The 13,856-nt window shown below is 38.8% G+C and carries 16 protein-coding genes; 1 reads left to right on the top strand and 15 read right to left on the bottom strand.

Features of this window, described 5'->3' with window-relative positions:
* The coding region (gene rpsI / locus GMD1S_RS11965; RefSeq protein ID WP_008282489.1) for a 30S ribosomal protein S9 at nt 1-69 on the top strand (69 nt) is incomplete at its 5' end.
* A 109-nt stretch (nt 70-178) separates the two neighbouring features.
* On the opposite strand, the gene GMD1S_RS12450 is transcribed toward rpsI, so the two are convergent.
* From GMD1S_RS12450 to GMD1S_RS09380, 15 genes are all read right to left on the bottom strand, one after another.
* On the bottom strand, nt 179-1,396 hold the full coding sequence (locus GMD1S_RS12450; RefSeq protein WP_000512969.1) for a tyrosine-type recombinase/integrase: 1,218 nt from the start codon (nt 1,394-1,396) through the stop codon (nt 179-181).
* 9 nt (nt 1,397-1,405) lie between these two features.
* Complete coding sequence (locus GMD1S_RS09445) at nt 1,406-1,678, bottom strand: helix-turn-helix domain-containing protein (RefSeq protein ID WP_000960974.1); 273 nt, start codon at nt 1,676-1,678, stop codon at nt 1,406-1,408.
* A gap of 12 nt (nt 1,679-1,690) precedes the next feature.
* Nucleotides 1,691-2,803 carry a CHAP domain-containing protein gene (locus tag GMD1S_RS09440; RefSeq protein ID WP_000721540.1) on the bottom strand — a complete coding sequence of 371 codons (1,113 nt, stop codon included), beginning with the start codon at nt 2,801-2,803 and terminating at the stop codon, nt 1,691-1,693.
* 14 nt (nt 2,804-2,817) lie between these two features.
* A complete protein-coding gene (locus GMD1S_RS09435; protein WP_001092959.1) occupies nt 2,818-3,042 on the bottom strand; it encodes a hypothetical protein in 225 nt (74 codons plus the stop codon).
* A complete protein-coding gene (locus GMD1S_RS09430) occupies nt 3,020-4,906 on the bottom strand; it encodes a hypothetical protein (protein WP_001154553.1) in 1,887 nt (628 codons plus the stop codon). The genes GMD1S_RS09435 and GMD1S_RS09430 overlap by 23 nt, the downstream gene beginning before the upstream one ends.
* Before the next feature lie 11 nt (nt 4,907-4,917).
* On the bottom strand, nt 4,918-7,422 hold the full coding sequence (locus GMD1S_RS09425) for an ATP-binding protein (protein ID WP_000059963.1): 2,505 nt from the start codon (nt 7,420-7,422) through the stop codon (nt 4,918-4,920).
* Between the two features lie 12 nt (nt 7,423-7,434).
* Complete coding sequence (locus GMD1S_RS09420; RefSeq protein WP_000650966.1) at nt 7,435-7,845, bottom strand: conjugal transfer protein; 411 nt, start codon at nt 7,843-7,845, stop codon at nt 7,435-7,437.
* A gap of 2 nt (nt 7,846-7,847) precedes the next feature.
* Nucleotides 7,848-8,072 (bottom strand): TcpD family membrane protein, encoded by a 225-nt coding sequence (locus GMD1S_RS09415; protein ID WP_001091060.1) that lies wholly within the window; start codon nt 8,070-8,072, stop codon nt 7,848-7,850.
* Nucleotides 8,073-8,083: 11 nt separating this feature from the next.
* On the bottom strand, nt 8,084-9,079 hold the full coding sequence (locus GMD1S_RS09410) for a conjugal transfer protein (RefSeq protein ID WP_000369354.1): 996 nt from the start codon (nt 9,077-9,079) through the stop codon (nt 8,084-8,086).
* An 11-nt stretch (nt 9,080-9,090) separates the two neighbouring features.
* Nucleotides 9,091-9,648: a hypothetical protein gene (locus tag GMD1S_RS09405; protein WP_000914000.1), complete on the bottom strand. Its 558-nt coding sequence runs from the start codon at nt 9,646-9,648 to the stop codon at nt 9,091-9,093.
* Nucleotide 9,649: 1 nt separating this feature from the next.
* Entirely contained in the window at nt 9,650-9,883 is a 234-nt protein-coding gene (locus tag GMD1S_RS09400) for a hypothetical protein (protein ID WP_000456036.1), read from the bottom strand.
* Between the two features lie 15 nt (nt 9,884-9,898).
* Nucleotides 9,899-11,131, bottom strand: a complete 1,233-nt coding sequence (locus GMD1S_RS09395; RefSeq protein ID WP_000357954.1) for a replication initiation factor domain-containing protein — start codon at nt 11,129-11,131, stop codon at nt 9,899-9,901.
* 204 nt (nt 11,132-11,335) lie between these two features.
* Nucleotides 11,336-13,024 (bottom strand): FtsK/SpoIIIE domain-containing protein, encoded by a 1,689-nt coding sequence (locus GMD1S_RS09390; RefSeq protein WP_000765654.1) that lies wholly within the window; start codon nt 13,022-13,024, stop codon nt 11,336-11,338.
* 10 nt (nt 13,025-13,034) lie between these two features.
* Nucleotides 13,035-13,490: a hypothetical protein gene (locus GMD1S_RS09385; protein ID WP_001062571.1), complete on the bottom strand. Its 456-nt coding sequence runs from the start codon at nt 13,488-13,490 to the stop codon at nt 13,035-13,037.
* A 22-nt stretch (nt 13,491-13,512) separates the two neighbouring features.
* Nucleotides 13,513-13,809, bottom strand: coding sequence for a hypothetical protein (locus GMD1S_RS09380; RefSeq protein WP_000611955.1), 297 nt, complete (start codon nt 13,807-13,809; stop codon nt 13,513-13,515).
* Nucleotides 13,810-13,856: the final 47 nt, after the last annotated feature.

The raw sequence follows: 13,856 nt of genomic DNA, 5'->3' as shown, positions 1-13,856 counted from the left end.
CGTAAAGTTGAACGTAAGAAACCAGGTCTTAAGAAAGCTCGTAAAGCATCACAATTCTCAAAACGTTAATCAATACGATTATATCAACGTTTACAGACATTCAAGAATTTTCTCTTGGATGTCTTTTTTGTTTCAAAAATCTAAAGTTCACCCCAAAATTCACCCCATATTCACCCCATCAATTTTTTAAGCTACGAAATGCAATATCACCTACGGTCTGATTAACTTTATCTTTAGTGTTGACGTAGGTCTTTGTAATTTCCTTGTCACTATGGGTTAGCGCTTCAGAAATTTCCTCAAGCGAAACTCCAGCTAATTTTGCTAGAGTGGCACCTGTGTGTCTCAATTTATGAGGAGATGCAGGAGCTAATTCGGGATGTCTATGTCTAACTGATTTCATTCTATAGTTCAGATAGTCGACATGGAGGGGAAGATTAATGTTATTAGTCCGATTATTATATGTAAAAACAAACTGTTTTTGTGTTTGCCTCAGTCCAAAAAGTTTGAGTTCTTCTTGTTGTTTAACTTTCCAATTTGCTAGAAGCTCCATTAATTCCGTTGGTGCTTTAAAAAGAGTTTTTTTGTTTCCTTTAGTTGATTTTACATTACCAAAACGATCTAAAGCTTGTTCTATAAGTATTTCTCCGGTTGAAAAATTGATGTGTTTCCATTGCAAAGCATAACTTTCTGATTTTCGGTCAGATAAAAAGAAGGTAGTATAAAAGAGAGTGTAGTCTTTTAGGTCAATGATTCCTTCCTTTAAATCAGTGTCAAAAGCTTGTAACCATAATTTTAGCTCCTCTTTATCGAGAGAAAGATCTTCTTCACGTTTACTCTCTTTAAGGAGAATTTTTTTATTTGCTTTAATTCTACTAATTGTTTTTCGGAGTTTATTTGATGGAATATATTCAAGCTCCTCAGCCCAATCGAAAACAGAATTTACATAGCTCCTAATTACCTTGAAATTAGCATAACTATTTGCCTTTGGAGTAAGTAGTGATAGTACAAGTTGTTTATTATTAATCAAATGTTCTATTGAGTAATTACCTAAAATTGGAATGATATGAAGCCTAAATATATTTTCTGTTTGAAATACTGTTGCCTTAGTAGGAGGTTTTAGTGTAGTGGTAGTTTGACCTGCTTTGTATGGTTCCAGCCAAATATCTTTATAAAAGTCTTTGAATAAGATATTACCTTTGTTATTTGAATTAACAGGGACTCTACCCAATCTAGCATTCTCAATATCAATAGTTAACTTTATTTCAGCTTCTTTAGCTTCTCTTCGGGTTTTAAACCGTTTCTCATATCGTCTTCCTAACCCCAGTTTTCCCTGGACTTCATCAGGTATATACACCCTAAGTCTATATGATCCATTATTTGTTTTAGAAATACCCATTTTTTCTCCTTATGCGCTGATTTCTAATCGTGTCATCCATTGATTTATACTATCCTTGTTGAAACGAATAGACTTTCCAATTCGAATATAGGGTAGCCCCATTGCGATCCAAATATCTAAGGTATTATTAGATATTCCTAAATAATTGCAAGTCTGCTTTTTATTCAAGAAGGGGCTGTCTACTCCAATATCCTCTTTAAAGTGATGGATTTCATCTTTGATTAGTGTTGCAATCATTTGCTGAATTTCTTGAGTTTGTTCTTCGGGTAGTTGTACTAACATATTTTCTCCTTTCTATTTTCCAATTACATAAGTAAACTGTTTTGCTGTCTCTGCATCAAAAGTTCTATAAGATATAATCCCAAGCCCCTTATAGTTACTTTCAGAGATTAAAATGGAACCGTCTGATTTTACTTGTTCCACAAAGGCTACGTGTCCATATATTGGGTCAGCGCCAGCTTGACTCGATGAGAAGGATAAGGCAGAGTGTTCGGTTGGTGTATTTGTAGTTGTATAACCTGGTTTTTCCATCCATTGATTACCATTCCCCATATAAGGGTCAAAGCTGACACCAACTTCTTTTCCACGGTTATAGACAAACCAAGTACATTGCCCCCATGGATAAGAGCTTGCAATATAGTTAGTAGTATCAATAGCTTGGGTAAGACTATATCCTTCAGGAACATCGCTTGAAGTAACACCGCCACCGTCTCTTGTTTTACCTGTAGTTTGTTTAGGTGCTTCTGGGGTTCCTCCGTTTTCATCAATGTAAGTATCCAGTTTTTGCATGGTTTCAGCTCTTCTTTTTCCTGAACCAGAAGTATCTGTAAAGTAGACCCCTCCATCAACGGCAGTATTCAAAGTGCCAGAAGCTAACTTCTTTGCCTTGTCGTCTTGGATTTTGAAGGTTTGATTTTTATTGCCAATGATAGTTTGTTGGGTAAGAGCGACTACGGCAACCTCATCATTGAAGTTATTGGCATTTTCAGGATTGGAGTCAAAAGCTCCATATCCAAACATATTGGCTCCTGGATTTGTCGCAACCCCAGCAGTTCCTAGTGAACTTTCATTCAATGCGATCGCAAGTATCGCTCGAACATCTAGATTTGACTTGGCTTCCCACTCTAGCAATTTTGTCCCATTGATGCGACTTGAATCATAGTTGATTCCTAGAGTTTTTAGGAATCCATCTAATTGCGAAGCCTTGATTCCGTAACGATGAACTAATAGATTATGTGTGTAGGCGTCCCCGTCTGACCAGTGTTCAGAATAGGTAACTCCATTTTGAATGTTGGAATTTCCACCAATGGATCCCCCAGCCATGGCAGAGGCAAGAATGAGAATAACAAGAATCGGCATGAGTAGAGGGAGGAGACCAAGGATGAGAAACCATTTGATTTTTTTCATAAACCCTCCTCTTCTTAATAACGAATATAGGCAGTAAAGAGTACTGTTCCAAAACGCCATTTGGCATCTAAGACAATTGTATGTGCTTTTACTTGGGAGATAATCATTTCTCTTTCAGTATCCTTTACTGGAAATAAAAGAAGGAAATCGACTGAGCGTTTTCCTTCTTGATAGGCTTGATAGAGTGTATCTTCTAGAACTCTTGGGAATGAGGTTTTAGAACGAATTTTTGTGTTCATTTGCTTCTCCTCGTAATTGGTTTAGTCTCTCGGTTAGTCTGTTTCTGCGTTCAATATTAGCCTTGATTTTATCATCCCTTGTCATAGTTTTTCTGTATGCACGGGTAAAGGCGTTTGAACCTTGCGCTTTAAACATGGATTGAGGATCTTTGTAATCTTCTAGTTTTGCCTCTATACGATTGATACGGTATTGCTTGATAGGAGAAATCCATTCTTCCTTGAGAGTTTCAAATTCTTCTTCTGGGGTGACTTTTTCATTGTTTGGTTGCGAAATTGGTGCAAAGTTAGACGAAAGTGTTTTTCCTTGTTGTTTCGTGCTATGCTGAACCCTAGGATATAATTTAGCCCCATCTTCTTGTACTTGCTCTGTTTCTATGGGTGGTAAATGCTCTTCCTCATCTGGTTGCTTGCTAGTAAAGAATGACCCAACTTGTTGGAATTGGCTCCTTGCATTCATGACTGCCCCAACTCCGTATCCAGCACTAGAAAGGACAAAATTACCTAGTCCTTGAGCAGATGAAAGAGCCTTAGTTGGTACTTGTGAAGCTAATTCCTTTGTTTGGCTAACCGTTTCTGTGACCTTGTTTCCGATATCATTTGCTACCATACGAGCTTTAGAACCAAGAACAAACTGAATAATTTCTGCCTTGTATTTCCAAAGGAGGAAAAAAATCATGGCTTTAGAAGCAACAGAAACTAAGAGTTTAAAGACGAGTCCAAAAAGTAGGAGAGAAGGGAGAGTCTTCAAAATATCATCGAAGCCAGACGTTACCAAGTTTTCAACTAATTGTTCAATGTAAAAGATGAATAGTGTTAAGAGGCTAGTAATTGCTGGAAAAGCTAAGCCCGAAAACATGACTTTAAGAACCCCAAAAATCAAATCCTGCATCCGAGGAATAAAGGAAACAAGAAGAGCAATTGGGAATAATAAAATCATCATGAGAACTAGAACTTGAGCAAGGATATTTAGAATTTGAATCAATATAACTGGGATAGCTAAAACAATGGCTTCTACAATTTTAAAGATGATATAAAACATACGAATAAAGATGAAGTCAGGCATCGCAGAAACCCAGCGGTTCTTTTCGCCATCTTCATTAGCACCATTTCCGATTTTATCTAGATAGTCAGAGCGCTCTTTCGCTTTTACTGCTGTAAAGTTTCCGTTTGAATCAGAAGTACCTAATACTTTACTATTATCAAATTCCTCTTCTTTTCCATCTTGACTATTCCTGTATTTGCCGTTTTCTTGACCAGTGTTTACAAAGATATAGGCTTTATAGGAAGTTTCAGCAATATAGCTATCAGCCATTGAATCGCCAATTTTGATTGACTTATTTTTATCATAGTTGACTTCAATTTTGGAAATTTTTGAGGAGACATCTTTTGAAACATTGTGGATGGTATCAAGCAGATAAAGTCCGCCTGAAGTTCCTGCGATTGTTCCAAAGTAGCTAAATCCTAAGAGAATTACTAAACAGACATGAAGTACCGTTCTTGAGAAACTCCCTTTAGAAAAGAAGTATTGATAAAATAGATAAATCCCAAGAATAAGTAAGGACATTGAAATGAGGGAATCTTTTCCAACTCCGTTAGTGGTTGAAGTCGTGAATCCCTCCCAGATAGAACTTGCACCGTTAAAGACATAGGTCTTGTAGGCGGAGTAGAGATCCACTTGTTCTAAGATACGAATGAGAAGAGAGAAGAAACCGACAATGGCATTGAGCAGGAAAAAGAAAAAATTGACGAAGATTTCATTAATCATTACCCATGCACCGTTAAAGGAACCGAACCCAGTTGGCTCCATATAGGACTTGAGCGAAAAAATATCAACGCCTTTTAATTTCTCAAAAGCTTCTTGCATGGTTTCACCTCCTAACTAGCGTATTTATTTTCAAGACTTGAAGAAACTGTTGCTTTCATAGGTTTTAGTAGCATGTCAATATCTTCAAAAAGATTGTGAACAGAAACCATGTTCAGGTTGCCATAGACGTCATAGTAGAGACATTGCCCTGAAATCATATTATCAATCCATTCTAGGTTTTGTTCGTTGACTTCTAGGTTGACGTGATGAAGAATATCTTCTCTTTCTGACTTTTCGTAAAAAGCAAATATGGTTCCAAAGCCCGTCGTGTCATCGTCATTTTCAGCATCATGTACAGATTGAGTAATGAGTGCAAGGGTATTGTTTTTTGAACGCCCAATACGTCTCATGTTTTTTATAACGGCTTTTCCTTCTGCGGATTTCATCAGAATCCATGCTTCATCGAAAAATTCGATGGTATCCTCATTTTCATTGCGCTCTCCAAAATGGGTACAAAAGGCACCAAGCGCAAACATGAGAGCAATAGAATTTCTTTCGTGGTCGGAAATCTTTGTGGAATTATCTTTAGGTAGTTTAAGGTTGTTAACTTCTAGAATGGTGACTCGGGAATCGTAGTTGAGTCCTTGAGTGGTTCCATCTGAAAAGGCAAGTTCCAAGATGGAATTCGTGACAATAGAAGTTAGATAACGTCCCACAGAAGCAATATCATCCTTCTCGTCCATTTTCAGGTGTTCTAAGACCTGTTTAAATCCAACAGCTTGACCTTGCTCTCTTTTCTCTGCAATGATGTTTATAGCCTCTGTAATGGCTGTCTTTTGATCCATGGTAACATCATCTACAGCTTGCAGGAGAAATTCCAACATATTTTTTGCGACTTCGACTGCCTGTTCTTTCTCAAGAACAACGATGGGATCCAAAACCCCGTGGTTAGATGGTAGCGAGCTATCAAGAGTGACAAAGTTAAATGCTTCAATCTGTTTCTTACGTTCAGGGTAGAGCCTAGCAAATTCAGGCGAGTGAATCACTTGTTGGTAGTGATTTCTGAGTTCTCGTTTCGGGTCAATGTAGAGGGTTTTGACATTTTGCAGGGCAACGCTCAAGAAAATAATCTGAGCCAAAAAGGATTTTCCTTGTCCAGTAGCACCTGTGATAATGATGTGTGGGTTTTTAGTGATTTTACCAGCGATATCTTCTTTGTTTCCGACAGTGGCATTATATAGAACAATGTTTTTGGAGGATTCGATAGCTTTTTCAATCGAATCCCAACGCCCTGTCCAGTTGTCTACTCGTCCGATATACCAGCCAATCCGATTTCCTGAAGAGCTATTGGTAAAGGGCATCAGTTCTGAGAAACCACGAGGAGTTACCATATGAGTCCAAGTTCTCGTTTTCTTTTGAAGATGCTGACCATAGAGGAGGGCTTGAAAAAGGTAGGGTGCATCTTGGCTAGCTTCACTGATTTCAACGCCCATATCATCAAAGTAATTGAGAACTACTTGTCTACGTTGTCGTAGTTGTTCAATACTGGAGGCAGATACAATAAGATAAGCTCCATATTCGATGATATTTTCCTTATTTCCTACCTTCTTCATTAAGTCTTTTAGAGAAAGTGACCCCATGATGATTTCATCTTGTTGGACAGTATCAGTATTTTCTGCCTCTTCCATAATATTGCGATAGCGGGTATTGGATCGTCCCATTTTCCCTTTGATTTTATTGTTATCAATAAATTCTGCCTTAATACGCAATTCAACTGGGAAGTTAAGCCGTTGGACAAATTCTCCTAGATGAAAGCCGTTAAACTGAATAGGAAATTTTCCAACAGGAAGAATGGTAACAAAAGAAGAACCATAAGGACTTTCTAGTTTTAAAAAGCCACCCTTGGTAACTTTGATTAGAGTATCCGTGATGTTAAATTGGGAACGATTGGCGAGGACTTCCTTTTTGTAGTGGGGAATATAGCGGAGATATTGCATCCGTTGGTAGTAGAACAATTCCTCATCCGATAAGGCTTTTGCTCGTAAGGGAGCGAGGGCTTGGTAAATGGTAAACTCATCTGCACAGTAGTCCTCATACCAGTTTTCAGCGAGTTCATATTCGTAGCCAAACCCCTGAGCGATTTTTTCGGAAAAATCAGTTAGGCTTTCAAGGGCTAATTCTTTGATTGTTTGCCCATGATTTTGTTTTCTTAGGTTAACTCCAATAACCCAATCAAATTGATAAGGGATTTCCATTTCATTTGTTAAATGGTCAACGGTGTAGAGGAGGAGTTCTTCACCGAGCTCTCTACTATCATCCGCTAGCGCTTCTGAGAAGTCCTTTAATTTTTCCTCTAGAAGATAATCCTTAGGAATGAGGGAAACCTCAAAATATTGATTTTTTAGAAGTTTCTTCATCATTTGTGCAACGGTTAATTTGTGCTTATTTTTCCGTCCGTCATCCGTTATGGTAATTGGGGTATTCGGAATACGGTAGTAGGCCATTACTGACCGATCCCGTTTCAAGACAAGATTGTCATGAGTTTGTAGAATGGGATAAGTTAGTGTTAGAGACATAGTTCCTCCCTTCTAAAGGTTTGTTTTCTCAAAGACGATTTCTTCAACCGGTTCAATACGATCTTCATGGTAGATTGCTTTTTTATTGAGTTTAAAATCCCAACAGTAGATTAGGTAATCTGCTAGAAAAAGATGCATTTTCTTTCCATGTGGTTCGTATTCTGTATAAAATTTTGCTAGCTTATAAGGGATAAACCAGTAGAGAATTAATGAAATCGAGTGGGTGGCTTTAGCTAGAGGAACAAGGATAAAACCACCGGCTAAGAGCATAGCCACCAAGACAATAATAAAGACTATAAAAAAAGACAGTTGCATGGGAGTAGCAAAGTACCAAATGCGAGTGCCTTTTTTAGTTTTTATCTCTTGAATCCAATAAGGGGCGTTAAGCCCCTTGGCGTAATCATACAGTTTTTCATCTTTCATAGTTAGAGTCCTGTTTCAATCCCAAAGAGACGAAGGAACCAGCCAAAAGCTTTTAGAATGTCTTGTCCTTTTGTGAGTGAGACAATGACAGCATAAAAACAAACTACTGAAAAAAGCTGGATCCAAGAGCTATTGCGCCAAGCTTTAACTGCAAGTAGGACTGCAATTGCTCCTAGTACCCAAACAGCATCTCCTTGTAGGAAGGCTCGTAGATTTTCTGTGTTCATGTTGTTCTCCTTTATTTTTCTTGTTTTGCGTAGTTAATAGGGATGGTGTGGGCTAACTCATCTACAAAGTATGTCCCGTTATTTTGAGTAAGAGTGAGAGTGAAATTCTCTGAATGAGTTGAAGCCCCTACTTCAAAAGTAACTTGAACAGTTGCGATGAGCTTTTCTCCATCTTCTTTTAGATAGGTGTAGTCAATACTTTTAAAGGTAGTATTTGCGACTACAGAAATATCTTTAGCAATCAAATTCAGATTGTCTTGATTTGTAGTGTAGTTGGTGAAAAAGACAGTTAAAAACTTATCTACTTTCTTGTGTTCATCCTCCGATAGACGATCAGTTGCTGACAGGGTCAATTGCTCGTTTTTTGAAGATGGAATTGCTTGTGAGGAGTCAAGACTTGAGAACCAAGGTAGACCAGCGATACGATATTTACCATTAACTTCTTCAAAAGGAATATTAAATCCTGTTGTGATTTCCTTTTTCTCGGTGTTGTTGTCCTTTTTGATCCATTCCTTGTATTTGACACGGTAGGTTGCCACTTTATCTGTTACAGTGATGAGTTGCGAATAAATCACCTCGCTAGGGTTTCGGACTTGCCCTTGTGACTTGGTGTCAGGAAGGGCACCATAAAAGGAATTCAGATGATTAATTTGTTCGGTTTGCTTATTATTTTCTTGTGAGAGGGTAAAGTAAGCATAAACAAAATCGTTTAGATAGTATTGTAGACGGTAGTCATATTGCCTAGTAGTTGAAGGGGAGTCTGCTTTTTCCTTTTCAAAGTTTTCAATGCTTGTTTTTAGACTTGAAACCTGATTGGATAGAGTGATAGCTCGAATGGAACCCATGAGTCCAATAAAGAGAAGGCAGCAAGTTCCGCCAACTACAGCAAGATTAACATGTTTTTTGGTGAGGGTTTTAAGTTTTGGAGGTTTCTTTTTCTGTTCAACCTTTTTAAATTGTTCTAGAAATTGCCTCACCTTTGAGAGATAGGATTTTAAATTGTCCATAGTTCCTCCTGTTACACTTGGGCTAACTCAATAAGTTTGGTTCCTTTTGCATAGAATCGTTTATTAAGTTTTTCCATTTCTGAATTGATAAAGTAATAGCCTTTTAGCTCGTATTGGAGTTGTTCCAGTAATTGGGGAGCTAAAGTCTTTGCTTCTTCTTTTTTCAGCAAGCTATTTAATTCACCTGCTTTTGTCCAAGATTCTTTATAATCTTTCTTTTTGAGACATTCGCCTAATTCATTAGCGACTTGTTCTACTTGTCGGGTGAAGGTTGTTTTTGTTGCCATTTCGAGTTCCTTTCTAAATTGTTCTTGATTTTGCTTGATGGTTTGTTGGATGTAAGCAATCAGTGAGGGACGCATCTTTTGATTGAGAGAAAGAACTTGTCCCTCTAAGGTGAAGCAAGCATGTTCGTAGCTATAGAGGCCTTTAGAATTTGGTTCCTTTTCGGTGCATCTTCCAGCACATTCATAGTAGAACTCCTTTCCTTTTCTTAAAAGAATGTAGAAATGCCAAAACTCTTTTTCAGGTAAGAGAAAGAAGTCTGCTTGATAGATTTTCTTAAGCAATTTAAGAAGCCTCTAGAAGATCATCATAGCCAAGTGCTTGGAAGATAAAATCAGAATCAAACCATAGCCAATCATTGATTTGAGTTTCCGTTGGGATATCCCCACAGAAGATATCTTCACAAATAATGGTGAGGGTATCCAATCCTCCACGTTCACGAACAGTGTTTAGAGTTGTTAATCCGCCTGACCAAGCTTTAAAGTTTTCTAGTGAATTAATCTCAACTTTGTATTCCATTGGTTGTTTTCCTTTCTAATGTTCATAATGTTTACTAGCTTTGAGTAGTTTTAACATTGCCTTCCCACGATCTGTAATTTCCCCGCTATTTTGTATCATCTTCATATATTCGGTCTGCATGATACGATCAGCTTCTGAAACTAAAGCAAGAGAGTTCGCTACTTGATAGGTCAGCCAGCGGATGGTTCGTTCAATAGAGTAGGGTTGGGGACTGGTTGAGAGTTTCAAGGGTTCTACCCCACCAAAAAGTTGTTGCCATTTCTGGTCAGGCTTATAAGCTCCAAATTGATTGATTCCATCATAGACTTGCATTTCATTATTGATAACCCCACGGGCGATTTCCCCAAGGTCTACACCGTTGATATATTCCTCGATAGCTCCTTGTGCTTTTTGGTCTGAAAAGCGAAGTTCGTAGCGATTCCAAATACCAAAAATCTCCAAGGATTCTTCCAAGGAGATATTTTCTTGACGGGCGAGTTCATAGCGTTTCTCGTAAAAGTTAAAGTAGAGTTGGCTTTGCCTTGATCCAAAGTAGAGGGACAAACCATGATTAGCTTCCATATCCTCATTGTCAATAAAAGAACCGCCCCCTGTTACATTCCATTTCCGAAAGGTGTTGAGGACAATTTCCTTTGCGTAGAGCTTCTCAATCAACTTAGGTAGATGAATCTGTTGATCTTCTTTTCCGAAGCCCTTATAGAGCTCATCTAGAGCAATATCTAACCTCTTAATTCGGCAATCCTCATAAGCATAGAAGAGATTCTGAAGGAAGGCCTGCCAAGTGATTCCCCTGTATTCTAGGAGTACTTCCAACTCACGGCACCCTTGCCCTGATAGTTGAAGACAGGATTGGTAATCTTTGGTTTCTGCTTTATCAAAGAAATCAAAAATCCAGATATTGCCTCGTTGCCAAAGATGGGTGTAGTTCATGAGCCGTGTCTCCTGAGCGCTAAATTCGCTCAGATGACAGAAGAGAAAGTTTTTACAGAAAGACTCTAAGTCACGTAGAGCAGGAAAAGAGATTCGCAAGTAGTCAATCCGAGCACGCAAACTTTGCTTTTCATGATCTCTATGAAAGCCTAGTTTGGCTTTTAGGTCACGGAACTTTTCAATGCTCAATCCTCTTTCGCCAGCTTCGTAGGAGCGATAGGTTCTAGTAGGTAGGTCAACCGCTTCTGCAAATTGTTTTTGGCTCATGCCTGTTTCTTGACGAAATTTCTTAAGATTGAATGGGCTGATTTTATCCATTCATGGGGACACCTCCTTTTTTATGAGTGACACACTTTTTTTGCCAAAGTGACACACTTTCTAAAATTCGCAATCCCAACTCTTACAAGGAATGAGGAGGGTTGGACTTTGCCATTTTGCCAAATGTAACCCCCCTATTAGAAATCGGGGGTTTCATCATCAGAAACTAGGAACTTCGGGCTACGGTCTGCGCCTGACTTGCCGTCAGGCTTGCCCTTGTCCTTGTCCTAGTTCCTGATGACTAAGCACCATCTGAACGGCTTTGGCATAAGATCTTCGTCCGCCCTCTTCAAAGCAGAGAAGAGTTTCAAGAAGGAGTTCTTCTTGAAGAGGAGTCACCAAAATAGCCGAGTCAGAACGGCCAAAATCTATTCCTTGTTCTTCTAAGAGATAGATAATCTTTCGAAGCGTTGCGACTTTTAGTTCCTGCTCTTCCGCAAAATCTTTTAGAGGTCGTTGGTTGACATGGTTTTCTACCTGTTCTACCTCCTCTATTAGTTCTTTTGTTGGGACTAGTGAGTTATAGTCTTTAAAGACAGAAAACTCTTCTCCTTCAAATTCTAAAATGGGAATTTGCGAGTAGGCTTCATAGAAAGAAAAGCCCCGGTCCAATGGTACATAAGGAGAGAAAAATTCACCAGCCAAGTCTCCGTTGTTTGCGATATAGCCCCGCCCCTTTATCTTAATACCATTAATTTTATCCAGTTTTTTAAACTCTTTGGTTTTATTGGCATCACCAAACATCATGTCATAGCCTGTTGATTCTAAATGACCGACTGAGAGGCGCTTCATAAAGTTATCCCGAAGAGCAGTTTTGACAAACTCCCCATCAGGACGTTGCATGGCAAAAATCACATAAACCCCAGCTTGACGGCCTTCTAGGACTAGTTGAGTAAGGTATTCGGTGACTTCTGCTTGTAGGCTATAATCACGTTCGATTTTAGCGATAAGTGCTGCCCATTCATCTACCAGAATGAATTTAGGCTTCATCCCGTAATAAGTGAAATTCTTCCCAGCTTGAAACTTGGGAGAGGTAGACATGAGTTCATAGCGTTTTTCCATGAACTCCACGTTTTCCCTAAAGCACTGGATAATATCTTCCTTACTGGTAAAGACTCGACCATGAAAGACAGGAATTTTTTTCAAACCAGATAGGTCAGAATTTTTCGGATCGCAAATATCTATGAAACCAATCTTAGCAAGAGCATAGATGATTGACATGAGAAGAATCGTCTTCCCTCCTCCTGTCCCTCCACCAATCAGTAAGTGTGGTTCTTCGATGAAGTCCCAAACAACATCTTTCATAAGTTGGAGTTTTGACCCGTCAACCACTACTTGGTCGATCCCAATACGGCTATCAATACGATTGATGGCGATATCGTACTTAATAAAACGTTTATCAAAGGTTTTATTTCGAAAGTCACCATTAAACATGACTTCAAGTGTTGCCCCAAGATTGAGAAATCGATCTTGAAACTTATTGCCTTCTAAGATAAAACTGACTTCCAAACTATAACGAGATTGTTTAAGATAGACTTGAGGAAGCCTGATTTTCTCTATCGTCCTTTTCTCTCGTTTGACTTTCTTGACTAGATAGAGGTTGTTTTCTAAGAGAAAACGAGAGAGAATTCGCAAGTTATTGAGTTTTTGAAAAGCGAGTAGTTTCTCGTAGCAAATCCAATTCAGGATTTGAGAGATAAGAGCGGATAGTAAGGCAAAGGCAACTAAGTAGTAGGTTTTGGGAAAGGGTTGGGCTTGTAGTTCCAAGTGATGTTGATAGCCGTAGTAAGCTAAGGCAAATAAAAAAGGCGACCACAAGATAAACCAAGTGATTGCCTTGATATGTCGATGATAGACTTGAACTCTTTGTCCACGGTAGGTAAAGAGTTTCATATGTCACCTCCTAGTTTTCTTTCTTGTTTTCTACGGGTTTAGAGTCTTTAGGACTTGCCCCTTTTTTCTTAATCTTAGAAGCAAAGAGCTTGTAGATATCGTTGCGGTTAACGTGAGTATGGGTTACGACGATGTCTTCTAGCTCCACTTCCTCACGGTATTTGAGTCCCAAGTCTTCGATTTCAGACTCCGCCATATCGGCAATAGTGAAAAAGAGGGTTTCGTGTTGGACTGAAGAATGAATTCCTACCACAACACCCCGAATTTCCCCCGTATTAACCTGAACGTAGGAGCCGTCAGGATTGCGTTGGGAACGGTCAATTTCATAGATGGTATCTGTTCCTTCAATACCTCGGAAGGTAAGTTTTCCAAAGACTTGAGGGATATTTAGACCTTCTGAGATTACCCGATAGGTTTTGTCTGCAATTTGAAGTTTTTCTCCGTAGTTTAATCCAATTTTAGCCATGTATGTTTTCTCCTATTCTTTTTTATTTTTTCAAAACCAATTTTTCAGCAAATACATTGAGCGCTGGGGCAACGGAATTTCCGTTTAGGGAAGTGTCTGCAAGGAAAATTGGATTGACCACTTCAACTAGAGCATCTTCTGGAAAGACAGTAGCAGAAGCTGGTGTAATCACGTGGAAGGCTCCGTGTTGTTCATTGTTTAGCACGTGGCGTTGATATTTGCCTTCTTTTCCGAAGACATAGCGTGGGGCATTTCCCAATTTTTCGTAGTAAGCAGTACCGATAAATTCTGGTAGCATGACAAGTGTTTCTGGAATCATAAGTATTTCCTTTCTGAGTGTAAAATAAAAAGAGTTAAGCTAGTTGC

It is taken from the genome of Streptococcus sp. GMD1S (assembly GCF_000296875.1).
Taxonomy (GTDB): domain Bacteria; phylum Bacillota; class Bacilli; order Lactobacillales; family Streptococcaceae; genus Streptococcus.
This window is presented reverse-complemented; position numbering and strand designations above follow the sequence as displayed.